Annotated in this window: 17 protein-coding genes; 3 read left to right on the forward strand and 14 right to left on the reverse strand. The window is 68.6% G+C overall.

Annotated features, from left to right (window positions below; translation table 11 throughout):
- Positions 1–91: 91 nt before the first annotated feature.
- The 9 genes from JZ791_RS46475 to JZ791_RS10810 form a co-directional block, all read right to left on the reverse strand.
- Complete coding sequence (locus JZ791_RS46475; protein WP_216894082.1) at positions 92–1,756, reverse strand: acyl-CoA dehydrogenase; 1,665 nt, start codon at positions 1,754–1,756, stop codon at positions 92–94.
- Positions 1,753–7,854 carry a type I polyketide synthase gene (locus JZ791_RS10775; RefSeq protein WP_216894083.1) on the reverse strand — a complete coding sequence of 2,034 codons (6,102 nt, stop codon included), beginning with the start codon at positions 7,852–7,854 and terminating at the stop codon, positions 1,753–1,755. Before JZ791_RS10775 ends, JZ791_RS46475 begins: the two co-directional genes overlap by 4 nt.
- 76 nt (positions 7,855–7,930) lie before the next feature.
- Positions 7,931–9,658, reverse strand: coding sequence for a methyltransferase (locus JZ791_RS10780; RefSeq protein ID WP_216894084.1), 1,728 nt, complete (start codon positions 9,656–9,658; stop codon positions 7,931–7,933).
- A gap of 352 nt (positions 9,659–10,010) precedes the next feature.
- On the reverse strand, positions 10,011–10,601 hold the full coding sequence (locus JZ791_RS10785; RefSeq protein ID WP_216894085.1) for a MerR family transcriptional regulator: 591 nt from the start codon (positions 10,599–10,601) through the stop codon (positions 10,011–10,013).
- A 212-nt stretch (positions 10,602–10,813) separates the two neighbouring features.
- Positions 10,814–11,287 carry a bifunctional nuclease family protein gene (locus JZ791_RS10790; protein ID WP_215916800.1) on the reverse strand — a complete coding sequence of 158 codons (474 nt, stop codon included), beginning with the start codon at positions 11,285–11,287 and terminating at the stop codon, positions 10,814–10,816.
- 72 nt (positions 11,288–11,359) lie between these two features.
- Positions 11,360–12,175 (reverse strand): transcriptional regulator FtsR, encoded by an 816-nt coding sequence (gene ftsR, locus JZ791_RS10795; RefSeq protein ID WP_438804499.1) that lies wholly within the window; start codon positions 12,173–12,175, stop codon positions 11,360–11,362.
- Between the two features lie 13 nt (positions 12,176–12,188).
- On the reverse strand, positions 12,189–12,659 hold the full coding sequence (gene garA / locus JZ791_RS10800; protein ID WP_216894087.1) for a glycogen accumulation regulator GarA: 471 nt from the start codon (positions 12,657–12,659) through the stop codon (positions 12,189–12,191).
- Between the two features lie 203 nt (positions 12,660–12,862).
- A complete protein-coding gene (gcvH, locus tag JZ791_RS10805; protein WP_216894088.1) occupies positions 12,863–13,261 on the reverse strand; it encodes a glycine cleavage system protein GcvH in 399 nt (132 codons plus the stop codon).
- A 68-nt stretch (positions 13,262–13,329) separates the two neighbouring features.
- Entirely contained in the window at positions 13,330–13,965 is a 636-nt protein-coding gene (locus JZ791_RS10810; RefSeq protein WP_216894089.1) for a CDP-alcohol phosphatidyltransferase family protein, read from the reverse strand.
- Positions 13,966–14,145: 180 nt separating this feature from the next.
- Between JZ791_RS10810 and JZ791_RS10815 the strand changes: the two genes are divergently transcribed.
- Complete coding sequence (locus tag JZ791_RS10815; RefSeq protein WP_216894090.1) at positions 14,146–15,840, forward strand: GMC oxidoreductase; 1,695 nt, start codon at positions 14,146–14,148, stop codon at positions 15,838–15,840.
- 112 nt (positions 15,841–15,952) lie between these two features.
- Positions 15,953–16,849, forward strand: a complete 897-nt coding sequence (locus JZ791_RS10820; protein ID WP_216894091.1) for a nuclease-related domain-containing protein — start codon at positions 15,953–15,955, stop codon at positions 16,847–16,849.
- 1 nt (position 16,850) lies between these two features.
- Here JZ791_RS10820 and JZ791_RS46005 read toward each other — a convergent pair whose 3' ends face one another.
- Both JZ791_RS46005 and JZ791_RS10830 read right to left on the reverse strand, forming a co-directional pair.
- The gene (locus tag JZ791_RS46005; protein ID WP_216894092.1) at positions 16,851–17,480 is read right to left on the reverse strand and encodes a phosphatase PAP2 family protein; all 630 of its coding nucleotides are present in this window, start codon (positions 17,478–17,480) and stop codon (positions 16,851–16,853) included.
- 323 nt (positions 17,481–17,803) lie between these two features.
- Positions 17,804–19,882, reverse strand: coding sequence for an acyl-CoA dehydrogenase family protein (locus tag JZ791_RS10830; RefSeq protein WP_216894093.1), 2,079 nt, complete (start codon positions 19,880–19,882; stop codon positions 17,804–17,806).
- Between the two features lie 506 nt (positions 19,883–20,388).
- Here JZ791_RS10830 and JZ791_RS10835 point away from each other — a divergent pair.
- A complete protein-coding gene (locus tag JZ791_RS10835) occupies positions 20,389–21,840 on the forward strand; it encodes a threonine/serine exporter family protein (protein ID WP_438804501.1) in 1,452 nt (483 codons plus the stop codon).
- Here the strand turns inward: JZ791_RS10835 and JZ791_RS10840 are convergent.
- The 3 genes from JZ791_RS10840 to JZ791_RS10850 all read right to left on the reverse strand — a co-directional run.
- Entirely contained in the window at positions 21,827–22,495 is a 669-nt protein-coding gene (locus JZ791_RS10840) for a TetR/AcrR family transcriptional regulator (RefSeq protein WP_308162879.1), read from the reverse strand. The genes JZ791_RS10835 and JZ791_RS10840 overlap by 14 nt on opposite strands.
- A gap of 245 nt (positions 22,496–22,740) precedes the next feature.
- Positions 22,741–23,967, reverse strand: a complete 1,227-nt coding sequence (locus JZ791_RS10845; RefSeq protein ID WP_216894096.1) for a cytochrome P450 — start codon at positions 23,965–23,967, stop codon at positions 22,741–22,743.
- A gap of 110 nt (positions 23,968–24,077) precedes the next feature.
- On the reverse strand, positions 24,078–25,055 hold a 978-nt coding region (locus tag JZ791_RS10850), incomplete at its 5' end, for a sugar transferase (RefSeq protein WP_216894097.1).

Below are 25,055 nucleotides of genomic sequence, written 5' to 3' on the forward strand. Positions count from 1 at the left end.
GACGGCCGAACGAGACCTCGGGCTACCCGGTCTTGCGGTTATCGCGAACCTCGCGACAGAAGGCTGGCTCGTCCCCGACCAGCCGCATGCGTCACTCGATCGGCTCCACGGGAACATCCAGCAGCTGTGCGGGCACATCGAGCAGTTCGACCACCGTGCCGACGTGGGCGGCCAGGCCGCCGCAGATCGCGCCCGCCTGCTCGGGGAGTGCGAGAAGCTCTGTGGCAGTGAGCAATTCGTGAGCCAGGAACCACCCGGCATCGGCGGCCAGCTCTGTCAGGCAATGCAGCCGATACAGCTGGTCGAGGATCAACCGGTGCGCCTCGGCCACATCGGGTGCGTGCCATGCCTCGTGCATCAGTTCGGCGGTGGTGCGGGCCGCGTGTGCCGCGGCGAAACGTTGTGCGAGGTCGGTGCGCTCGTTCCAGGTCTCGAAGTCGACGGCGGCGGGCAGGCCGGTGGTCAGCTCGGCGTAGAGGCGCTGCTCACGGGCGCGGAACAACCGGATCCAGCGATCATCGGCCGGGTCTTCCGCGGGAACGCCCGCACCGGTGGTGGCCATCGACCAGGCCACATCGAGCATGATGAGCCGGTTGTCCCCGCCCGCGGACTGGAACGCCATGGTCAACGCCTGATAGCCGAGCAGCCGGTGCTCGGAGAAGAATCCGGCCATCCCGGCCGCGGACCGGCATGCCGTCAGCGCCGCGTCGGCGAGGCGATCGACGGCGACCTTACCTGCCCCTAGTTCGCGGAACACCTCGGGCGCGGGACCGGTTCCGCGCCCGCCGCCCGGCGGAATGTGCCAGCTCGGGCCGGTCATGTGGCGGGCGACCACGGTGGCCGCCAAGGCGGCCGCCGCCGCGCCGAACACCAGTCGCTGCTGGTTGCGATGAGCCAGGGCGGGCACCTCACCGGCCAGGCGGTCATTGGTGATCCGGCGCCCGGCCCGCTCCAGGACCAGCGCGGTACCGGCTCGCGCCACCGCCGCGAGGCCGGCGGCGACCGCGCCGCTGGAGAAACGGCTCATGCCGATGCTGCGCCGGGTACGCGCCCCGGGATCGCCGAGCGGATCGTGGAAGGAGCCGTCGCCCGCGATGGACGCGCCGTCGGCCAGCCATCGGCGGTAGGGAACTCGGACTCCGTCGAACCGTACGGTCGCGTAATCCATAGGCAGCAGTGCGGTCGCGGGCCGCGGTTCGATCGTCACACCCCGGCACACCCCCTGCTCGTCACGCAACTCGACCAGGAACAGCGCCAGACCGCGGTCCGTCCCGCCGACGGACAGCCGCGCGCTGACGACACCCAGCCGCGCCACCCCGCTCGCGGCGACGTTCGGCGGATACTTCGCCGCGCCGGAATCCGGCGTGTGCAGGACGAATTCGCCGGTCGCCGGATCATAGGCGGCCGTAGTGCGGATCGCGGCCGCGCTGTTGCCCCGCCCGGCCTCGTTCATCAGTGCCGCGCCGATCCGCGCCCCACCCGCCAGGGCCGCGATGTCCGCGGCGTCGGCGCCCTGATCGAGCGCGTTGCCGATGGTCATGCAGTGGTGCAGGAACATGGCGTGGAACAGACGGGGATCGGTGATCGCACACCACTCGAGCAAGCTGCGCAGCCCGGCCGGGTCGCCGACGATCAGCGGCCGCTCGGACGGATCCGGCGGCAGGCGATGCATGATCGAGTAGGGCGAGCGCCCTTCATCTAGTTCGGCGCGGGCTTGGCGCAGCACGGCGAATGTGCTGTCGAACGTCGTCGTCACGGCTGGATATCTTCCGATCTGCTGTGCTGGCCGGTGGTGGTTGTGCACCATCGGATCACGGCCTCGGCGGTGGTCCGGGCACATTCGGACGGCAGGGTGAAGTGCGTTCCGGGAACCGAGACAGCGGTGTGCGGATGCGGCCAGCCGGCCGCCGCGCCGAACTCCGCACTCGTCTGCGCCGCGCGCACGAGCAGGGTCGGGGTGGCGAGCGGTTCGGGCCGCGAGCCGCTGAACACAGACAGGTAACCACCGACGGCGGTGAGGCGGTCGACACCCATCGGCGGGTTCGGCGCCGAGCCGCCGGCCGCTCGGACGAGCACATCCGGCAGTACCGTGTCCATGAATTCCGGATCGGGCCAGTAGCTGTCGATCAGCACCAGTCCGGTGGCCGGACGACGCAGCGACTCCAGCCGCGCCGCCACGGCGTGCGCGACCAGGCCGCCCGAGGAGTGTCCACCCAGCAGCACCGGCCGTGTTCCGAGGCTGCGGTCCAGCGCGACGGTGTGCGCGGCGGCCAGCGCGTCCAGGTCAGCGGGCAGCGGCCGGCCGGAGTCGAACCCGGGTTGCGGTAGTGCGAGCACCGGTCGGTGCTCGCCCAGAACCGGGGCGAGTGCGGCGTACTCGTGCGGCCCGGACATCGGCAGCAACGAGGGGAACAGCACCAGCACCGGCCCGGTGTCCTCGCCGGGCGATACCAGCCACCGCGGTTCGGGGGCGTTGCCGGGCGCCTGGGCGACGGTGAACCGTGCCCGCAGGCCCGCACCGGCGATGAGCAGGTCCCGCGCGATTCGGCCCTGCCCGGTCCGACAGGCCTGCTGGTAGAGGGCCTCGAAGCTGTCCGGCAGCCGCTCCCGCGCCTGGTTTCCGGCAGCTGCCGGTACACCCCGGGTTCGCCACAGGTACTCGGCCAGAGTGCGAGGGGTGAGGTTGTCGAAGACCGCGGCGACGGGTAGCGACCGGTCGAGCGCGGTCGCCAGGCGGGCGCGCAGTTCGACCAGAACCATCGAACCGGCACCGCGCGCGGCCAGGATGTCGTCGGGGTCGATCTCGGCGCCGTCACGGTGTCCGAGCACGATCGCCGCGTGCTCGCGGACCAGGTCCAGCATGGCCTCGATATCCGGAAGCTGTTCGGCGGCAACCGAACCGGTGGCAGCAAAAGGGGCGGCCGGATCGTCCACCGCACCGGAACCATCCGCCACAACCGGATCGGGACCAAGCGCCGCGACCCGATCAGGACCATCCGCCACGATCAGATCGGAACCGTTCGCTGAGACCCGATCAGGACCATCCGCCACGATCAGATCGGAACCGTTCGCCGAGATCGAGTCCGGCCACCAGTGCCGACGCCGTTGGAACGGATAGGTGGGCAGCTCCACCCTCGGAAGATCATTGCCGGTGAACGTCTTTCGCCAGTCCACCGGGATACCGGACACATAGGCCCGCGCCGCGGACAGCAGGAAACGCCGCAGGTTCCCCTCGCCGCGATGCAGGCTACCGACACAGGTCGCGGCATTGCCTCGCGCCTCGGTAATCTCCAGAATCGGCTGTACCAGAGCAGGATTCGAGCTGATCTCGATGAAATCGGTGTAGCCGGCATCGAGCGCGGCCTCGACGGCGGACCGGAACTCCACCGGCTGCCGCAGATTCCGGTACCAGTACCGCGCGTCCAGACCGGTGGTGTCGAACCGGCCGGGGGTGACGGTCGAGAAGAACGGGATCCCGGCCTGGCCGGGCGTGAGTCCCGTCAGCTCCGACAACACCCTGTCCCGCACGGCCTCCACCCGATCACTGTGCGATGCGTAACCGACAGGCAGCAGGGTGGTTCGCACCTCGCGCGCACCGAGTTCGGCGGTCAGGTCGGCCAGCGCCTCGGCCTCACCGGAGATCACGGTCGCGCGGGGTCCGTTGTCCACCGCGACCGACAGCCGACCGTCGTACGCGGCCAGCCGCGCGGCGAGTTCGGACCTGGGCAGCGCGACCGCGGCCATCGCCCCGGCGGGCAGTTCGGCGATCACGCTCGCTCGCCGGGCCACCACCCTCGACGCATCCGCCAGCGATAGCGCGCCTGCCACATGGGCCGCGGCGATCTCGCCCTGACTGTGCCCGATCACCGCATGTGGTCGCACCCCGAGCGAACTCCACAATTCGGCCAACGCCACCATGACCGCGAACAGCGCGGTTTGCGCGACCTCGACCCGTTCCAAGGCTGGCTGCCCGGCCTCGCCGCGCAAGACTGCGGTCACCGACCAGTCGATATGCGGTGCCAACGCCCGGTCGCATTCGGCCATGGCCCGGGCGAAGACCTCGGACTCCGCCAGCAGTTCCGCGGCCATCCCCTCCCACTGCCCACCCTGCCCGGGAAAGACGAACACCACGCGGCGATCGGCTCGCCCACGCCCGTACACCGCGTCCGGCGACGGCTCCCCGTCGGCGATCGCTCGCAGCGCGCTCGCCGTGGCGCCGGGCTGTCCAGCGAGCACGACCGCACGATGGTCGAACGACGTCGAGCGGGTGCTCGCCAGTGCGTGACCGATCGCCACCGGCTCGCCGGTCGCGGCCAGCGCAACCAGTTGCGCCGCACGCGCACGCAGTGCCGCGGCGCTGCGCGCGGACAGGACCCACGGCACGACCGGCGCATGAATCGATTCCGGTGCGCCGGTTGCGATGTCGTGCGTGAGTGCGGCCCGCACGGGCGGTTCGCTCAAGATCACATGCGCATTGGTCCCACTGACCCCGAACGCCGACACTCCAGCGCGGCGAACCCGATCCGAACGCGGCCAGGGGGTGTGCTCGTGCAGCGGCAGCACCGGACCTTCGCCCGCCGCGTGCAGGGTGCGCGGCAACGATTCGTGCCGGAAAGCCAAGACCGTCTTGATGATTCCGGCAATACCGGCCGCGGCCTGGGTGTGACCGATATTCGATTTGACCGACCCCAGCAACAACGGCCGCCGCGGGTCCCGGCCCGGTCCGAAGACGGCGTTCAGGGCCCCGAGCTCGATCCGGTCGCCCAGGGGTGTGCCGGTGCCGTGCGCCTCGACCGCATCGACCCGGTCCGCGGTGAGGCCGGCGGCGTCCAGCGCGGCGCGCAGCACACGCTGCTGAGCCAGGCCGTTGGGCGCGGTCAGCCCGTTGCTCGCGCCGTCCTGGTTCAGCGCGGATCCATCGATCACCGCGAGAATCGGGTGCCCGTGCCGCCGGGCCCGGGACAGCCGTTCCAGTACCAGCACCCCGACCCCTTCTCCCCAGGCCGTGCCGTCGGCGCCGACGGCGAACGGCTTGCAGCGTCCGTCGGTGGCCAGCGCACCCTGGCGGCTGTATTCCACGAACGAGGCGGGCGATGTCATGACGGTCGCCCCCGCGGCCAGCGCGAGCGCGCACTCGCCACGCCGCAGCGCGTGGGCGGCCAGATGCACCGCGACCAGCCCAGAGGAGCAGGCGGTGTCCACGGTGAGCGCGGTCGCGGTCAGGCCCAGGGCGTAGGAGATCCGCCCGGCGGACACGCTCGACGCACTCCCGGTCAGCACCAACCCGTCGAAGTAGCCGGGCGCCCGGTCCACCCGCGGCGCGTAGTCCGAGGCCATCTGGCCCACGAAGACCCCGGTGGCGCTCCCGTGCAGCGACGCCGGGTCGATGCCGGCGTTTTCCACTGCCGCCCAAGTGGTTTCGAGCAGCAGGCGCTGCTGCGGATCCATCGACATCGCCTCCCGGGGTGCGATACCGAAGAATTCGGCGTCGAATTCGGCCGCGCCGGTGAGGAAATGGCCGTAATGGGTGGCCGAGCGACCGGCATGGGCGGGGTCCGGATGCCGCAACCGGCGCAGATCCCAGCCGCGGTCGCCGGGAAAGGGTCCGCGGGTATCGTGCCCGTCGGCAAGCAACTGCCAGAAGCGATCCGGCGAGTCGATCCCGCCGGGGAACCGGCAGCCCATCCCGACGATCACGATCGGATCATCGAGAGACCCCGCCCCGGACGTGCCGAAGGCCCGCCCCGGCTCATCCCGGCCGCCAGCGAGGCCCACAGGACGTCCGGCCAGAGGTCGCTCCGGCACATCCCCACCGACCACGGACTCCACCACACGCCCAGCCGGAGGCCGCTCCGGCTCTCCCCCACCAACCACGGACTCCACCAGACGCCCAGCCGGAGGCGGCCCCGGGTCTCCCCCACCAACCATGGACTCCACCGCACGCCCAGCCGAGACTCGCTCCCGCTCATCCCGGCCGCCAGCGAGTTCCACCAGATGCTCGGCCAGGGCTCGCGGGGTCGGGTGATCGAACAGGACCGTGGTCGGCAGGTCCAGGCCGGTGGCTTCGGACAGGGCGAGGGCCAAGCGGACCGCGCCGAGCGAGTCGATCCCGGCCTCGCGGAACGCCAGATCGGCGGAGCCGGCGGCGTCCGGGAGCAGTTCCGCGAGTCGCTCAGCGATCACATCCATTGCGGCACTGATGCGCTCGTCCTCGGATAGGCCGGTCATTCGGGTCAGCCAGGGTCCGATGGCGGGCTGAGACTCGGCCTCGCGCCGCAGCAGTGCCGTGAGCGGCGTGCGGGCGATCTTGCCGGTGGGGGTGACCGGAACCTCGTCGACGAGCAGCAGTTCCAGCGGCAGCTTGAATTCACTGACGCCCTTGGCGAGCAGATGGGCACGGACAGTGGGCAGGTCGAGGGTGGCGCCGGGACGCAAAGCCGCGACCAGGCACGGGTACTGACCGAGCCGCTCGTCGGGCCGGGGTCCGATCGCCGCGGCGGCCACCTGCGGCAGATCGCTGAGCAGTCCCTCGATCTCCGAGGCGCTGAATTTCACCCCGCCGATGTTCAGCACCTCGGCGTCGCGTCCCTGAAAGGTGAAGGTGCCATCGGTGTTTCGGCTCGCGCGATCACCCGTGCGCAACCAGCCGTCGGCGGTGAGGGCCGCGCGGGTGAGTTCCGGCTCGCCGAGATACCCGCGGAACAGGTGCGGTCCGCGGTACTGGAATTCGCCTGTCACACCGTCCGGACAGATCAGGCCCGAGTCGTCGACGACCCGGGCGGCGCTACCCGGCAGCGGCCGTCCGATGGTGCGGACCGCGGTGTCGGGCGGGTCGCCAGGATCGGTCACCGTGCCCGCGCCGAGTTCGGACATGCCCCACTGCAGGATGATCGTGGCGCCGGTCAGCTCACGAATCCGCTCGACCAGCGAACCCGGCACCGCCGCGCCGCCGGTGCGCACCTCCCGCAGCGGCAGCCGGTCGCTCTGGGCGTCCAGCCGATGCGCCAGATCGCGCAGCTGGGCCGGGACCGCGAACAACCGAGTGACGCCGGAACGAACTGCCAGGTGGTGGCAGGCCGCGGCGTCCCATCGAGGCAGGATCGCCTGTCTGCCGCCGGTCAGCATGGCCGTATGAATCGAGAGCAGTCCGAACAGATGGCTGAACGGACTGGCGCTGAGCACGACGTCGTCCGCGGGCGGCACGCCGGCCTCGACGACACGCTCGGCATTGGCCAGCAGCGCGCCGTGGCTGTGCAGGCACAGCTTGGGCACGCCCGAGACGGTCCCCGAGGACGGCATCAGCACGAACGGCTGGTCCGGGTCCACCCCGGCCGAATCCGGCACGGCCCCTTCGTATTCGCGAAGCAGCGTCGCGAACGATCGCGCACCGGCCGATACAGCGGCCCCGGGATCACCGACCGCCAGCCGGGGCGGCAGCCCATCCGCCGAGTCGACCGGCCCGATCACCAGCCGAGCACCCGCTCGATCCAGCAGCGCGCGCAGATCCGCGCCACGGTAGCCGGAGTGCAGCGGCAGCAGCACGGCGCCGAGATCGGCGATCGCCACATGGGCGAGGAGATACTCCCAGCAGTTCGCCAGCTGGACCGCTACGACATCACCGCGGCCTATGCCCATCTGCCGCAAACCCACTGCCAGAGAACGGGATTCGGCCTGCCATCGAGACCATGTCAGGGAGGTGACGTCCACTGCGGAGTCCGCACCGGTGACGAGAACGGCCGAGCTGTCGCCGCGTGCGTCGGCGGTTGTGGTGAAGATGTCGCCGAGGGTCCGGTACTGCTGTCGTTCCCCGCCGACCGCGGCATCGATCAGATAATCGTCGGCTGAGATCGCCATGAACCTTCCATCCTCGATCAGATCTCCGCACTCGCCGTGCGGTCGTGCTCACCAGGCATCGACCTGGCCCGGGTGGTCACATTCCGGTGCTGATCCGCTCATGCCCGAGGGCGTCCGGCCGGCGCCGGGCTTGCAGCAGATTGCCGTCCAACGGCAGCGCGGACACCGAGACGAGTTCGAATCCCGCTGCCGCGAGCAGGTTCTCGTATTGCCCGGCGGTACGTTCGCGACCACCGACATTGCACAGCATGTGCAGGTCCCAGGCCGTGGCCAGTGAAGCTTCACCGGACTCGGGCAGCAGCCGTTCCACCAGCATCAGCCATCCGCCCTCCGAAATGCCCGCGGCACAGTGGCTCAGAATGGTCCGGCACTGTTCGTCGTCCCAGTCGTGCAGGACCCGCGACAACAGATACACATCACCGCCGCCCGGTATGGACTGCGTGAAATCACCGGCCACGAAGTCACATCGGTCCGCGCACTCGATCCGGTCCAGATGGGCACGAGCCCGATCCAGCACGTGCGCGCGCTCGTACAGCACCCCGCGCAGATGCGGCGCCCCAGCCAGGATGCGTCCCAGCAACTCGCCGGTGCCCCCGGCGATATCCACCACGACCTCGGCCCGCGTCAGGTCCAGCAACTCGGGGATCGGCTCGAACATCGCCGTGCTGGCGGCCATCGAAGCGTCGAACAGCTCCGCCAGGGCCGGGCGCGCGGCGAAGTAATCGAAATGGTGCTGCCCGAAATGGGATTCGAACGCATCGCGGCCGGTGCGGACCGCCTCGCCGAGGTTGGCGAAGGACTGATAGAACGGTCCGCCGTACATCAATGCCAAGGCGCGCATGGACCGGGTGTTATCGCTGCGCAACAGCGTGCCCGATTCGGTCAGGACATAGGTGTCGCCGACCGTGGCAACCAGTCCGCACGAGCAGAGGTAGCGCAGCAGACGCGCCACTCCGTCCGGATCCAGGCCGAGCCGACCGGCCAGTTCCGGGATCGAGCGGGACACGACGGCCGATCCGGGCGCGGGCAGGTGATCGACCAGGCCCGATTCGACGGCGACCGCGATGGCCTGGGTGGTCCACGCCCCGGTCATGAGCCGCAACAACTGCTCGGCCGGGCCGGTGAGGGCCGCCAGGTGTGCGGCGAGGGCTTCGCCGTGATGACCCGCGGATCGCAGTTCCAGCCGGTGGTATCGGTAGGGGTTGGAGAGTCGATCCCCTTCGGCGACACGGAAATACAGGACCGTACAGTCCTCCCTGTCGTTATAGCCGCCGCCGTCGGCGACCAGCGCCCCGGGGCCGGTCAGCAGTGAGCGCAGCCCATCCAGAACGACGTGGTCGGGGGACCCCACCTGGATCGCGACATGCCATTCGTTGCACTCGGCCCGCTCACGGTCCGCGAGCGCGGCATATTCCCCGGCCAAGTCCGACAATACGAACAGTTCGACTTCGCAAGAGTCCACCGTGGGCACCCGGACCTGCACGATCGCGACGGGCAACCGGTCGGCCGCGATCCCGTGCCGGCGGCTGAGCCGATCGCGGACCACCACACTCGGCGCCGGACCGCGAACAAGCAGCCCGCGCTCACTGAGCTCATCTATCAACTCGTCGACGGACGTAGGAAAGATCAGCATGGCGACGTGCTCGAGAACGCCGTGCGCGGCCACCGCGACGCGCTGAGCAGCGGTGAGCCTCGGCGCGAGACCTGCCAGCACCGTAGCGATATCGGCGTCGGACAAGAATGTGAGCGTATCCGCGAGCACGGCGTCATCAGCACGGCTGATCCGGGTTGTCGAGGCGGTCATGGTCACCCTCCTGCAGGCGAAGGCCAAGAGGGCAAGCGGCAGCACGAATGCAGCGTGAATCAAGCCCTGGCACTGATCGTCGTCCCAAATCGCTTAATTCATAAGAACCACAACGACTTACAGATAGATTATCGTGGCCCGGCAATCTTCGCGCGTCGAGCGGCGATGACACCTGCGGTGCACGTGGACGACACCCGGCGGCCGGAAACAGGACAGACAGCGGCCCCTACAGGACGCGCGCGGCAACCGCCCCCATTCTCAGGAGGCAGTACCGGATCGCGGGCTTATCGTTCGCGTGACGACGCCCCCAGGGTAGGACCGAACGTGTTCACGCCGCCGGGACCGGGGAGTCCTACCCCGTCTTGCGGTCGTCCCGGACCTTGCGACGGAAGGCCAGCTCGTCCTCGGGCCGCTCGCTGCGCGTCTCCGCGCGCTCGGCCGGGAATGCGGCGATCGCACCGGTCAGTTCCCGCATGGCGCCGCCGACGGCGATGCCGAAGACGCCCTGGCCGCCCTGCAGTAAATCGACGACTTCCTCGGGCGAGGTGCACTCGTAGACAGTGGCGCCGTCGGAGAACAGGGTGATGCGGGCCAGATCCTGGACACCGCGGCTGCGCAGGTGGTCTACCGCGATGCGGATGTTCTGTAAAGAGATCCCCGCGTCCAGCAGGCGCTTGACGATCTTGAGGACCAGGATGTCTTTGAACGAGTACAGTCGCTGGCTGCCCGATCCGCTCGCACCACGGATCGACGGGACGACCAAGCCCGTGCGGGCCCAGTAGTCGAGCTGCCGGTAGGTGATCCCGGCCACCTGGCACGCGCTGGGGACGCGGTAACCGACCAGCTCGTCGGGCACCGTGTCATCGGGGAACAGTCCTGGCTGCACCACGGCCGCAGTCGACGGTGATGTCTGACGCGTTTGGTCTCCCTCTTGGACTACCACTGACTACTCCCTCACTGCCGAAGAAGAACCACGGCCTAACTGTCGAGGCTACCCTCTCGATTGTCCCGACAGCACCGGCCTCCGACCAAACTCCGCCGACCGCGTGTTTCTCGACCTCTACATGAGGGTTAATCGCGACCTCGGGGCAGGGATCGACCACCATTCGTTCCCGCGATCCCGGCGCATCCGCCGCCGGGACGACACCGCGGATTTCAGCTGTCGGTTGCCTTGAAATCGTCCGGAGACACCGACTCCAGGAACTCCTTGAACTTCTCCACCTCGTCCTCGCGCTCGTCGGGCATCACCAGCCCGGCCTCCTCGAGCACCGGCTCCTCGGCGTAGATCGGGCAACCCACGCGCAAGGCGATGGCTACCGAATCCGAGGGGCGCGCCGAGATCCGCAGATCGTTCTCGAACACCAGGTCCGCATAGAAGGTGCCCTCCTGCAGATCCACGATCCGAACCTCTTTGAGTGTATGCCCCAGGTCGTGGATCAGGATCTTGATCAGGTCGTGGGTGAGCGGACGGATGGGTGTGACGCCCTCTTGTTCGAGGACGATCGCCGTCGCCTCGGCCTGACCGATCCAGATGGGTAGGTATCGGTCGCCGGACACCTCGCGGAGCAACAGCACGGGCTGATTCTGGGGTTGTTCGACACGGATGCCGATAACACGCATTTCAGTCATGACTCGCCACTGCCTCCCATACTCACGGCCGTCCCGCGAAGTCGACCGTAACACCGAGTCTAGGCGAAGATTTCAGCCGCCGAGGGTGCCGCGCACCGACGTCTTCACCAGGCTGGTATGCAGCGTCAGCGACAAAGCGGCCAATTCGCGCACCGTCTCCTCCGCGCGAGCGCGAGCGTCGGCGTCGCGGCTCTTGGCGATCGGGGCCACGATCTGCGCGATCATCGCGGCCTCACGGTCGGCGGCGAGCTTGAACGCGCGCAGATGCCGCGCCTCCAAACCGAATTCGCTCATCGCCCGGGCCGTGCGTGCCAGCCTGACGGCCTCGGCATCGAAGTAACCCGCCGCGCCGGGTGTGATCAGATTCGCGCGGATCAGCTCGGAGAGGAATTTCTCGTCGATACCGGCCTGCTCCAACAGGTCCGCGCGGGTCATGCGGATCTCCGCGTCGAACTTCAGCTCGTCGGGCGTGACTTCACTGGGAACCACGCCGAGCCGCCGGGGTGGGGTGAGGGCGGCGGAGCGGACGGACTCGGGCACACGCCCCGAGCCGTCGGCCCCGTTCGCACCGGTGGCGCCGTCCGCCCGGGCGCGCGCCTCGCGCACTCCGAGCGTCGCGGCACCGCTGTCGATCGCTTCCAGCTGCTCCTTTATCACCTTCAACGGCAGGTACTGGTCGCGCTGGGCGGTCAATACGAATTTGAGCCGCTCCACATCGGCGACCGAGAACCTGCGATACCCGGAGGGCGTGCGCTCCGGGCTGATCAACCCCTCCGATTCGAGGAAGCGGATCTTCGAGATGGTGATGTCCGGGAAATCCGGACGCAGCAGATCCAGCACGGAGCCGATCGACATACCCCCGCGGGTCCACTGCGCAGCGCCTGTCATCTCGTGCCGACCCCTATAGCGCCGCGGAATCGCCCGCCGGGCGCGGACCGGTGAGGAAGACCAGCCGGAATTTACCGATCTGCACCTCGTCGCCGTTCTGCAGCTCCGAGGAGTCCACCGGCTCCCGGTTGACGTACGTACCGTTCAGGCTGCCCACGTCGACCACCTGGAAGGTGTCGTCGTCCTGACGGAACTCCGCGTGACGCCGACTCACCGTGACATCGTCGAGAAAGATGTCGCTGTCGGGGTGGCGCCCGGCCGAGGTGGTCGGCTGATCCAGCAGGAACCGCGAACCCGCGTTCGGGCCGCGCTTGACCACCAGCAGGGCCGCGCCCGCCGGCAACCCCTCGACACCCTGCACCGGCTGCTCGCCGGTCTGCTCACCGGAGCGCGACGCCTCGACCTCGTTGAGGAAATCCGCGCGGAACACCGATGTCGTCTCGGCCGCGCTCTCCCCGTATACCGGGTCTTTGTTCTCGCTCACCCTTGCTCTCCTCCTCGAACCGATTATCCGTACAAGCATCCCAATTCCGGCATTGCCGCCCGCTGGAGCGCGACCGGCTGTCGCACCCTCGAGCAAACCCTGCAAAACCCTGACAATCCCGGAATTCGGCCGCCGGCACATCTGTTGGCATTGACCGTACCCTGCCGGGGTGATCCCGTGCAGGTAGAACTGTGAAGGCGGCTTCAGCCTGCGATAACTCCTTGATAACCTGTCGCGTCCAACAACTTCGCGAGTGTGTTGTCCAGTCCCGCGGCGTCGGCGACCTCGAGTTCGAACAGCCAGCCGTCGCCGTACGGATCGGTGTTCAGCGTCTCCGGCTCGGCGTCCAGGAGCTCGTTCGCCGCAACGACTTTGGCGCTCAGCGGCGCGTAGATATCCGAGACGCTCTTGGTCGATTCGACCTCCGCGATGCCGTCGCCGGACGTCACATCGGTATCGATCGCAGGCAGCTGCACGAATACGACGTCACCGAGCTGTGACTGCGCGTAATCGGTGATTCCGATCCGCACGCGCGTCGGACCCACTCGCCGTACCCACTCGTGTTCCTCGGTATAGCGCAGATCCTCGGGGAGGTCGGTCACCGGCTGAGTCCTTTCACGGGGCGTCCTTTCACAGGGGCGTCCTTTCACGGGCGTGGCGAACACTCTAGTCAACGTTGATCGCCGGAGTGTGAATCGTTGGGTACAGCCGGTATCACCCGGGCCACCGCGAGAGCCTTACCGAGGTAGAGCACGCCGGTCCACACGTACACCGCCGTACCCCAGATCAGGAACGCCCAGCCGAAGGCGCGGCCGAAACCCGACAGCGGCCAGTGCATCTGCCCCGCCAGCAGCCACGGCAGCGCGGCCATCAGCGCGAACGTCGCGGCCTTGCCCAGATAGATCACCTCGGGCGGATCCAGCGCGCGCCGGCGGTAGATCGGCAGGACCGCGGCCAGGATCAGATCGCGGCCGATCAGCACGACCACGAACGGCCACGGCAGGATGCCGCGCAGCAGCAGCCCCAGCAGCGTCGCCACCAGGTACAGCCGGTCCACGAACGGATCGAGCAGCGCGCCGAGGCGGGAATACTGGTCCAGCAGGCGAGCCAGTTTACCGTCCAGGTAGTCGGTGAAACCGCTGGCGATCAGCAAGGCGAACGCCCATCCGTCGGCCTTGACGACCAGGATCAGCCACAGGAAAACCGGAACCCCGATCAGCCGCAGCACGCTCAGCGCGTTGGGCAACGTCCAGACTCGGTCCTCGCGGTTCGGGGCCGGTGGGGCGGTGCCGGGTTGGCTCGTCACAGCCTGTTGCTTACCGGAATCTCACGGAAACCGCCAACCGCGCCGGATGTCATACGCCTACCGTACCGTCACCCGATAGATGGGGTGTCGGGTTCGCGACGCCCCCGATGGTGAGACAATGAGCCGGAAAGTGTTTCACGTTGACGCGCAGGTCGGCGTGCATGTGCGAGAGGAAGACCATTGGCCAACTTCGACTACGACGTGGTCGTGATCGGCTCCGGTTTCGGCGGGAGCGTCAGCGCGCTGCGCCTGACCGAGAAGGGCTACCGCGTCGCCGTCCTCGAATCCGGCCGCCGCTGGCCCGCCGAGGATATTCCCAAGTCGAATTGGAATGTGCGCAAGTCGATCTGGGCTCCCCGGCTCGGGCTGACCGGCCCGCAGCGGATCAGCCTGCTCGGCAAGTGCGCGGTGTTCTCCGCCTCCGGCGTGGGCGGCGGCTCCCTGATCTACGGCAACACTCTGTACGAGCCGCTGCCCAACTTCTACCGCGACCAGCAGTGGGCGCACATCACCGACTGGCACAGCGAGCTGGCTCCCTACTACGACCAGGCCAAGCGCATGCTCGGGGTGGCGCCGAATCCACGCGTCACCCCCGCCGACGAGGTCATCCGCTCGATCGCCGAGGATCTCGGCGTCGGGGAGACCTACCATCCCACCAACGTCGGGGTGTTCTTCAACGAGGAGGATCCCGGCACCGAGGTGGACGACCCGTACTTCGGCGGGGCGGGTCCGCAGCGCAGCGGCTGCATCCACTGCGCGCGCTGCTTCACCGGCTGCCCGCACAACGCCAAGAACACCACCCCGACCAACTACCTCTACCTGGCCGAACAGGCCGGGGCGAAGGTCTGGGAGCTGACCACCGCCACCAAGGTGCGGCCCATGATCGGCGGCGGTTACGCCATCGAGACGGCCCGCTCGGATCGCTGGATCCGCAAGCAGCGCAGGACCTTCACCGCGGAGCAGGTGGTGTTCGCCGCGGCGGCCCTCGGCACGCAGAAGCTGCTGCACAAGATGCGCGAGGAGAAGGTGCTGCCGCATCTGTCACCGCGCCTGGGCGAGCTGACCCGCAGTAACTCCGAGGCGATCCTGGCCGTGGTCAGCCGCGAGCAGCGCGATTTCGCCGAGGGCATCGCGATCACCTCCTCGATCCACCCCGAACCCGACACCCACATCGAGGTGTGCCACTACGGCAAGGGCCAGAACGCGCTGTTCCCGATGTCGGTGCCGATCGTGGACGGCGGCGCGTTCCGGTTCCTGCGGTTCCTGCTGGCGATGGTGGTGCACCCTATGGTGTTCCTGCGCAGCCTCAACGCCAGGCACGCCTCGGAGAAGTCGGTGATCCTGCTGGTCATGCAGTCCCTGGACAATTCGCTGACCTCGTTCCGGCGCTGGGGGCGGCTGAAGACCAAAGAGGGCACCGGCACACCCAATCCGACCTGGATCCCGGCGGCGCACGATATCGGCCGCCGCTTCGCGGAGAAGGTGAACGGTGATGCGCACGGCCTGGTCATGGACGTGTTCAACATCCCCGCCACAGCGCACTACATCGGTGGCTGCGTGATCGGCGAGGGCCCCGACGAGGGCGTGGTCGACCCGTATCAGCGGGTGTTCGGGCATCCGGGCCTGCATGTCGCGGACGGTTCGGCGGTCACGGCGAATCTGGGCGTGAACCCGTCCCTGACCATCACCGCCCAGGCCGAGCGCGCGATGGCCTTCTGGCCGAACAAGGGCGCGACCGATCCGCGACCGCGGCTGGGCACGCGGTATCGGCGGATCGATCCTGTCGCACCGATCCAGCCGACGGTGCCGGTCTGGGCCCCGGGCGCCCTGCGCCTGCCGATCAGCCCGGTCGATCCGGCGGTCCCCACCGCCTGAACTCACCCACCCCGGTAAACGACAGAACACGTTCGCGGCAGTTCCGTTCCCGGATACGCGCGGGCATTTATGCTGTGCCATAACGAGTGTCGAGGGGAAGGCGGGTCGTCCAATGCTCGTGCGAGTGCAGAATGCCGCCGGGACCTTGGCAGAGCGGGTGCTGATCGACTGGTTGCGCACCTGGAAGGGGCCGCAGGCGCCACATGGGGTGGCCGCGGTCAACTGCAGTTTGTTCTTCGAAGACAGACTCCATCAGTTCGACGCGATCGTGTGGACGCCCACCGCATGCGTGGTCATCGAGGCCGAGGCGCTGGTGGATCGGGCGTCCGGGGAACTCGAGGTGCCGCTGAACGGGCCGTGGCGGGTCGGCAGCCAGGTCGTCTCGCTGGAGGGCGGGGAGCGGCGGCCCCCGCTGGACACCTCGCGCGAGCACACGTACGCGTTGCAGAGTTGGCTGGCCCAGCGCGGTCTCGGGCAGCGGGTCGTGCAGGGCGCGGTGCTGGTGGTCCCACAGCAGGGCGTCAAGCTGCGGGTGAAGCAGCTGTGGAACGATCCCTACCTCCAGGTGGTGCTCGGTGACCGGCCCGAGCACCTGGCCGAGTACCTGAACGCGCTGGCCTCGCTGGGCCGCGCGCAGTGGACGATCAACGATGTGGCGATGGCGTTCCGCGGGCTGAACATCCTGCCCTATCTGCCCGCGCCGCAGGACCTCATCGCCGAGGGCTTCGGCGGGCCGGTGGACGTCACACTCTGGCACGGCGGACCGCAGCAGGCGCAGGCCGAGGCCTACCTGGAGGAGCAGTGGCAGGCCGAACAGCTCGCCACCGAGGGTAAGAGAACGGTCAACATGCCGTGGTACTCGCCGTGGGAGCTGTATCCACGGCAGTCCGGCGACATCGACCTGGGCCGCACGTTCATGCGCGTGTTCCTGGCGCTGGGCATGCTCATCGGGATTGTGTGGCTGGTGTGGTTCGTGATCGCGATGCTGCTGCAGTACGGCCCGGTCTGACCTACGGGGACGGTGAACCGGCGGGGTGGGTGAGCGCGGTCAGGGCCGCGTACATCGCGGTAACAAGCGCGACCGCGGTCGCCGTGCCGCCCACCACATCGGTCGGATAGTGGTAGCCGAGCCCGACCATCCCGACCGCGATCACCGGTAGCAGCACCACCGCGACCACCGCCTCGATGGCCCGAATCCGCGCGGTCGGCGCGACGAGTACGAAACCCGTAGCGATAGCCATGAATTGGACGGTGTGCCCGCTGGGATAGGCCAGATAGTGATGAAGATGCCTGTGCCACACGTACTTCAGCGCATAGGTGTTGAGCGCGACCGCAAGTTCCGGTGCCACCAACAGGAATCCGGCCCGCCACCAGTCTCGCCGCCACGCGTACCACAGCACACCCACCAACAGCACCACGAGCACGACAGGAGCGTCACTGGGCGTCACCAGCACCCGATACCAACCCGGATGCGAGTCCAGCGCGGAGTGAATGTGCCCATCCACCACCCGATCGAACCCGGTCGGCCCGCCACCCGCCGGAAAGCTCAGCGGCAGTAACACGGTGACCAGCACGCCGAGCAGTACGGTCAGTGCCATGAGCGCGGCACGGTAGGTAACGAGGGCGGGCGGGCGGTTCACGCACTCGACCTTATCCGGGCCTCGCCACCACCCCGCGTCGCGCGCACCGGCCCCGACGCCGCGGTGACACCTGCCTGCCACCCCGCCGAGAGTGACAGCACCGGCAGTCGTGGAGGGTATGTGCTGCCGTCATGCTGCTGGCAGGGGGCGGACGTCTCCAGCCTTCGAGACTCGGGTTTCGCGCGCCAAGCCACTGGAGCGATCCGCTGGTCTCGGCCCGACCCGGCCGGCGGGGACCGGCCAGAACATCTCGATGCGGAGCTGCGCCCACCCGACACCCGGGATCACCCTGTGGCCGTGCTCAGGTGAGCACAGTCCGTAACTTACTGCCCCTGATGCACGCTCGCGTCGTTCAGCATGGCCGATCGGAGTGACTCCTCCGGGACGCCCATCGCCTCGACCAGGATGCGGCTGTGCGGGCGCAGGCGGTCGACCAGTTCGTTCACACCGCGGCGGACCTGTTTGGCCCGGTCCACCGACATGAAGCGGTGCATGATGAACCAGGCCTGGTTCTGCTCCAGGGTCGAGTAGACATACAGGTCGCAGACGGTTTCGGCGAGGGTTCGGGCTTCCTCGTCCTGGATGTCGGCGATGCCCTCGATGAACGCCTCCAGTGTCAGGCGCTCGATATGGGCCTCGCCGGCGAGCAGGATGTGGTCCTGTGCGTTGTTGAACGCCTCGAAGGGGTTGGTCTCCTTCGCGCGGGCACGCAGCCGGTGGGCGGCGGTGCGCACGAGGTAGTCCTCGCGGTCGGCGAACAATTGCAGTTGGACCGCGCGGCGGGACAGGTCGCCCTCGTCGAGCGAATCGCCGGTGCGGTCGCGCAGGCGCTGGATCAGTTGGCGCACACCGGAACTCTCGCGCACGACGTCGCGGGCCATGGTGGCCGCGAAGCGCACCCAGCCCAGGGCGTCCAGATCGCGGACCTCGTCGGAGTAGGAGGTCAGCAGGTCCTTGGCGACCAGCTGGGTGAGGACCACGTTGTCGCCCTCGAACGTGGTGAACACGTCGGTGTCGGCCTTCAGGGTGACCAGGCGGTTCTCGGTGAGATATCCGGCGCCGCCGCAGGCCTCGCGGCACTCCTGGATCGCGCGGGTGGCGTGCCTGGTCTGCGCGACCTTGAGCCCGGCGGCCCGCTTCTCCAGGGCCCGCTGCGCGCCCTGAGCCAGGTCCTGGCCGGTCTGGATGAGGTGCATGCGGCGCACCAGGTCGTTCTGGGCGAAGGACAGGGCGAACGCGCGTGCCACATGCGGCAGCAGGCGACGCTGATGGCTGCGGTAGTCCAGCAGCAGCACCTCCTCGCCGGTGTCCGGATCGTCGAACTGGCGACGCTGGTCGGCGTAGCGCAGGGCGATGCTCAGCGCCACGCGCGCACCCGCGGCCGCGGCCCCGCCGACGCTGATCCGCCCGCGCACCAGCGTGCCGAGCGTGGTGAAGAAGCGGCGGCTGGGATTGTCGATCTCGGAGCTGTACGTGCCGTCCGGGTCCACGTCGGCGTAGCGGTTGAGCAGGTTCTCGCGCGGGATCCGGACGTGATCGAACAGGATGCGGCCGTTGTCGACCCCGGGCAGCCCGCCCTTGAGCCCGCAGTCGCCGGTCGTGACGCCGGGCAGATCGCCGCCGTCGGCATCGCGGATCGGCACCAGGAAGCAGTGCACGCCCTTGCCCTCGCCGCCGGTGATCAACTGTGCGAAGACCGCCGCCATGCGCGCGTGCTGCGCCGCGCCGCCGATGTAGTCCTTGCGCGAGGATTCGGTCGGGCTGTGCACCACGAATTCCCGCGTCGCCGGATCGTAGGTGGCCGTCGTCTCGAGGTTCGCCACATCGCTGCCGTGCCCGGATTCGGTCATCGCGAAGCAGCCGAGCAGATCCAGCGATATGAGCTGCCGCACGACCTCGGCATGGCGCTCGGTGCCCAGATTCTCCACCGCGCCGCCGAACAGACCCCATTGGACGCCGCATTTCACCCACAGCGACAGATCCGCGTACGCGAGCATCTCCAGACCCGTCACCGCGCCGCCGGGATCGGCGGTGCCGCCGTGCTCACGCTGGAATCCGCGCTCGGCCAAGCCGAACGTGGAGACCAAGCGCATCTGGTCGAGGACCCGGGCCCGCGCGGCGCGATAGTCCAGGTACGAATCGCCGGCCAGGCGCTCGTCGGCGAGGTGGGGGCGCGCCTGATCGCGAACATCCCGCCACGGGCCGTCGAGCGCCTCACGCAGATGCGCCGCCGTCACCGCGGGGTCCGCGGGCGCTGCCTGCTCTGCTGCGCCGGCCTGCTCTGCCGCGCCGGCGACCTCACCGGTCTCGGCCTGCTCTGCCGGGCGGGGCGGCTCCGCCGTCACCACCTGCTCCGCAGTCGCCGCTTTTCCCACCGTCCGAGTATCACCGTCGGATGCCATGTCCCGACCCTAGCTCGCGCGGGTGACAAGACTTCGCCGACTCGGCTCACAACGCATCCCCGACCGCGCGACATCGCACTTCCGGGCCACAGGTGACGCTGCTCACCCGTGCCCCCGCCGGTACACGTTCGACACTCCGGGGAATCGCTGAGACGGCTCATCCGCGCCACCCGTCGGCGCATGTACGGCACTACTGGGCCGCGGCCGCAACACACCCCGATTCGGCGATCATGACGCGCACTCCGGCAGGCCGGCGAGGCGCGACGACATCGACGAACGCACGACATCGCAAGAGCTCCGGCCTCGATCTCATCGATGCCGGACTCCTGCTCAGCGATGCCGGACTCCTGGCACGAAGCGCGACCGCCAGGCTGGGACCTGAGCCGGTCCTGTGACAGGGCACACCGCACGACGCGAAACCCATCCGTTCCCCGGGGATGACACCAGGTGGAAGAACCCTCTACCTTGCACGTGTGGACTACGAGGTGCCTACGGAAGCTATCCAAATAGATGCCCCGCACTCACGGCCCCGCTGGCGGCGCGCGGTCGACCGGGTCGTCGACCGGCTGGTCGCCAAACGTATCGCGACGGTCGATGCGGTGGTCGAGGTCCCGACGCCGCTCAGACCCATCGATCTGTCCGACGATGCCGAGGTCACCCAGGTGCTGGAGCTGGCCGAGCGGGTCGGCGAGGTGGTGCTGTCCTCGGGCACCGCGGTCACCGACACCACGACACAGATCGAATTCATCGCCGCCACATACGGTCTGGCCGACGTCGACATCGACGTCACCTACAACGCGATCCGTATCTCCGCCGACCGCGGGCCCAACCTGCCGCCCGCGTCCACCATGCGGGTGGTGCAATACCGCACCCTGGACTTCACCCGTCTGGCCGCCGTCGACCGGCTGACCCGCCGCATCCGCCGCGAGATCGTGCCGGTCGAGGACGCGCACGCCGCCCTCGCCGAGCTCACCTCGGCCCCGCACCCGTACAACCGCTGGGTGGCGACGGCGGGCTGGGCGCTGCTGGCGGCCTCGATCGGGCTGCTGCTCGGCGGCGGATGGCTGGTCGCCGTCTGCAGCTGCGCGGCCACCGCCGCGATCGACCGCACCAACCGGGCCCTCAACTATCGCGGCCTGCCCACGTTCTTCCAGGCCATGGTCGGCGGCGCGATCGCCACCGTGCCCGCGATCCTGCTCGCCACCTTGCCACACCGCATCGAGGCGAATCCGTCGCTTATCGTCGCGGCCGGAATCACCGTGCTACTCAGTGGGTTACAGCTCGTCGGCGCGGTGGAGGACGCCATCACCGGCGCACCCATCACCGCCTCGGCGCGCATGCTCGAGGTACTGATGGTCACCGGCGGGATCATCGCCGGAGTGGCGCTGGCGCTGCGCGGGGCCGATCTGCTGCACGCGGGGGTGCCACCGATCGATATCAACGCCGGGCGCACCACCGCCAACCTCCCGATCAAGGTCGCCGCCGGTGCGGTCGGTTCGCTGGCGTTCGCGCTGGCCTGCTACGCGGAACGGCGCGCGCTGGCCGCGGCGGCCGTCAGCGGTGGGGTGGCGACGGCGTTCTACCTGCTCACACAGCGGTACGGAGAGGTCGGACCGATCTTCTCCTCGGGTGTCGCGGCCTGTGTCGTCGGCCTGGCCGGTGGTCTCATGGCCCGGCGCGCGCTGACCCCGCCGCTGGTCGTCGCGATGGCCGGAATCACCCCGCTGCTACCGGGTCTGTCGGTGTATCGCGGGCTCTCGGCGCTGCTCAACGACCAGCAGTCGGTCGGCCTGAGCCAGCTGCTGGCCGCGTTCGGCGTCGGCTGCGCGCTCGCCGCCGGGGTCACCCTCGGTGAATGGATCGCTCGACTGCTGCGGCGGCCGCGAATCCTCAATCGGGTCAAGAATATTCGCCGCCCCTCGGTGGAGACCGGCGAATTCCCGATCATCCGTTCGTGATGACCCCGATGCTGCGGCCCAGATCCTCCAGCGTCGCGTCGAACAGCACGTCCGGATCGTCCACGGTCATCGGGTAATTACCGAACACCTCGAGGGTGACGTGGCCGTAGATCCTGGCCCAGAACGTGATCATCAGATAGGTCACGCCCAGGTCCAGCTTCTCGGCCGGGAACTTCTGCCCCGATTCGGCCAGCACGCAGAGCAATTCGGACTGGAAGCCGATCAGGTCCTCGCGCAACGCCTCCGGGATCGCGTCCGAGGACGGGAGCACCACATCGTAGGTGGTCAGCAGGCGGGCGGCCGCCCGCAGGAAGATCCGGCCGAACGGCTCGTCGAATTGCCGCATGGCACTGCGGTTTCCGCCTGCCGGGGAGGCGAACACCAGGGTGAACTCCGAGGCGTGGGCCAACGCCCAGCGGCGAAAACCCTTGCAGATGGCGAACAGTTGAATCACGCCGTCGTCCGGGAGCGCGGCGACCTCGGCGGCCAGCTCCTCGGCCAGATCGATGCAGATGTCGCGCCGCAGCGCCGCGGCCAGATCCTCCCGCGAGGCGTAGTACCGGTACAGCGCCGGCGCGGTGATGCCGAGGGCGCGCGCGATCGCGCGCAGGGTCACCGCCTCCGGGCCCTGCTCGGCCAACAGGGTTCTGGCCACGCGACGAATGTCGGTGTCGTTGACAGCGGGCACCCGGCCGCGGCGGCCGGTTTCGCCCGCCCGGCGCCCGGACCCGCCGCCCCGATGTGTGAATTCGCCGCCACGGGGCGCCGCCTCGCCCGATGCGGCGTCACGGTCGGCTTGTTCATCGAATGAGCGAGGCCCTTCCTGGTTACGCAAGTGTCCTCCTATGCCCGACGACGGTGCTTGCCCGCCGTCGCACCCACCTGCGCGGGTCCGACCGCTTATTCGTAAGCAACCTGCCAGCTCTTGATTCCGTTCAACCATCCTGAGCGTAGCCGCACGGGATCGGAGATCTGACGCAGGTTCGGCATCACGTCGGCGATCGCGTTGAAGATCAGGTCCAGTTGCAGCCGGGCGAGGTTGGCGCCCACGCAGTAGTGCGTGCCGGTGCCGCCGAATCCGACGTGCGGGTTCGGGTCTCGCAGCACATTGAACTCGAAGGGCTTCTCGAAGCGCTCCTCGTCGAAGTTCGCCGAGGCGTAGAACAGCCCGACGCGCTGGCCCTTCTTGACCTCCTGACCGCCGATCTCGGTGTCCGACAGGGCGGTTCGCTGGAAGGCGATGACCGGGGTGGCCCATCGGACGATCTCGTCGGGCGCGGTGCGCGGGCGCTGGGCCTTGTAGATCTCCCACTGTTCGGGGTTGTCGACGAACGCCTTCATACCGTGTGTGGTGGCGTTGCGGGTGGTCTCGTTGCCCGCGACCGACAGCAGGATGACGAACCAGGCGAATTCGTCGGAGCCGAGGGATTCACCGTCCACGTCGGCGCCGACCAGCTGGCTCACGATGTCCTCGGCCGGACAGCCTCGCCGCTCCTCGGCCAGATTCCAGGAGTAGCCCATGATTTCGGCCGTGGCCATCTTGTGGTCGCCGTTGAAGTCCGGGTCGTCGTAGCCCATCATCGTGTTGGACCATTCGAACAGCTTGCCGCGGTCGGCCTGTGGCACGCCCAGCAGCTCGGCGATCGCCTGCAGGGGCAGCTCGGAGGCGACCTGGGTGACGAAGTCACCACCGCCGTTCTTCTTGGCCTCGTGCACGATTCGCTGCGCGCGCTCGCGCAGCGCGTCGCGCAGGCTCTCCACCGCGCGCGGGGTGAAACCGCGAGAGATGATGCGGCGCAACTTGTCGTGCGAGGGCGGATCCTGATTGACCAGCATCCCGCGCTGGATGTCGATCTCCTCGCGGGCGATGTCGTCGTAGAAGCGGATCACCGCGGTGTTCTCGTAGTTGGAGAACACCTCCGGCTTCTTGGAGATCTCCTTGATGTCGTCCAGGCGGCTGACCACCCAGTAGCCGTCGTCGCCGAAGCCGGCGGCGTTGTGCGGCTGCTCGACCCACCACACCGGGGCGGCGCGACGCAGTTCGGCCCACTCCGCGACAGGCAAACGACTGGCAAGCAGATCGGGGTCGGTGAAATCGAAGGTGTGCGAAATGGACGGGGCGGACACGGGTACCTCCTCTGGAACACGTTCCGTCGAGTGAAGCACACCACACACAAATTGTGAACACCTATTAATAAACTCTGTAAACTTTCTCAGGTTCGGCGCCGCACACTCCGCTAGTACGCACCGTCCCCACGGGTCACCGCACCGATCGTCCTGCCGATCAGCAGCAGGTCCATGACCATCGACCAGTTCTCCACATACGACAGGTCCAGCCGCATGGCGTCCTCGGGCGACAGGTCGGAGCGGCCACTGACCTGCCACAACCCCGTCACCCCCGGTTTGACCAGGAGCCGGCGGCGCATGGTGCCGTCGTAGCAGTCCACCTCGCGGCGAACCTGGGGGCGCGGCCCCACCACGCTCATCTCCCCGCGCAGCACGTTGATGAACTGCGGCAGCTCGTCCAGGCTGAACTTGCGGATGAGCCGTCCGACCGGCGTAACCCGAGGGTCGTCCCGAACCTTGAAATATAACGCGTTCCCGCCACGGGTCGCGATGAGCTTGTCGATGTGGGCGTCGGCGTCGACATACATGCTGCGAAACTTGAGCATCGCGAAGGGTTTGCCATCCCGGCCGATCCGCTCGGATCGGTAGAACACCGGGCCCGCGCTGGTGCAGCCCACGGCGATCGCGATCGCCAGCAGCACGGGTGCGACGGCCAGCAGTGCGCAACCGGCGAAACACCAGTCGAACATCGCCTTGCCCACGGACTTCGCGCGATCGTAACGCGGGGACCCCACGTGCATCATCGGCATGTCCGCGACCAGCCGGTAGGTCAGCCGGACCCCGGCGATGTCGACCAGGCCGGGCGCCACAATGAGTTCCACGCCCAGCGGGTCCAGTTCCCAAGCGATGCGCCGGAAGTCGGCCGGGCCCAGATGATCGGTCGCGGTGATCGCGACCGTATCCGCGCCCCGCGCGCGCACCGCGGCCAGAATCGAACGATCCTGGCCCACAACCGGTATCACCCGATCACCGACCCGCAGATCGGCCGGGTCACCGTCCGGCGTGCAGACGCCGACGACCTGATATCCGGATTCGGGCTCGCGCTCGAACGCCGCGACCATCGCGGCCGCCGCGGCCCGCCCGCCCAC

Origin of the sequence: Nocardia alni (assembly GCF_019038435.1) — a bacterium.
GTDB classification, from domain to species: Bacteria; Actinomycetota; Actinomycetes; order Mycobacteriales; family Mycobacteriaceae; genus Nocardia; species Nocardia alni.

What these genes read in the sequence shown, in the direction of transcription:
- JZ791_RS10830 (WP_216894093.1), bottom strand. Translation starts at nt 19,882, where the DNA reads ATGGCATCCGACGGTGATACTCGGACGGTGGGAAAAGCGGCGACTGCG.
- JZ791_RS10820 (WP_216894091.1), top strand. Translation starts at nt 15,953, where the DNA reads ATGCTCGTGCGAGTGCAGAATGCCGCCGGGACCTTGGCAGAGCGGGTG.
- JZ791_RS10780 (WP_216894084.1), bottom strand. Translation starts at nt 9,658, where the DNA reads ATGACCGCCTCGACAACCCGGATCAGCCGTGCTGATGACGCCGTGCTC.
- JZ791_RS10775 (WP_216894083.1), bottom strand. Translation starts at nt 7,854, where the DNA reads ATGGCGATCTCAGCCGACGATTATCTGATCGATGCCGCGGTCGGCGGG.
- JZ791_RS10790 (WP_215916800.1), bottom strand. Translation starts at nt 11,287, where the DNA reads ATGACTGAAATGCGTGTTATCGGCATCCGTGTCGAACAACCCCAGAAT.
- ftsR (WP_438804499.1), bottom strand. Translation starts at nt 12,175, where the DNA reads ATGACAGGCGCTGCGCAGTGGACCCGCGGGGGTATGTCGATCGGCTCC.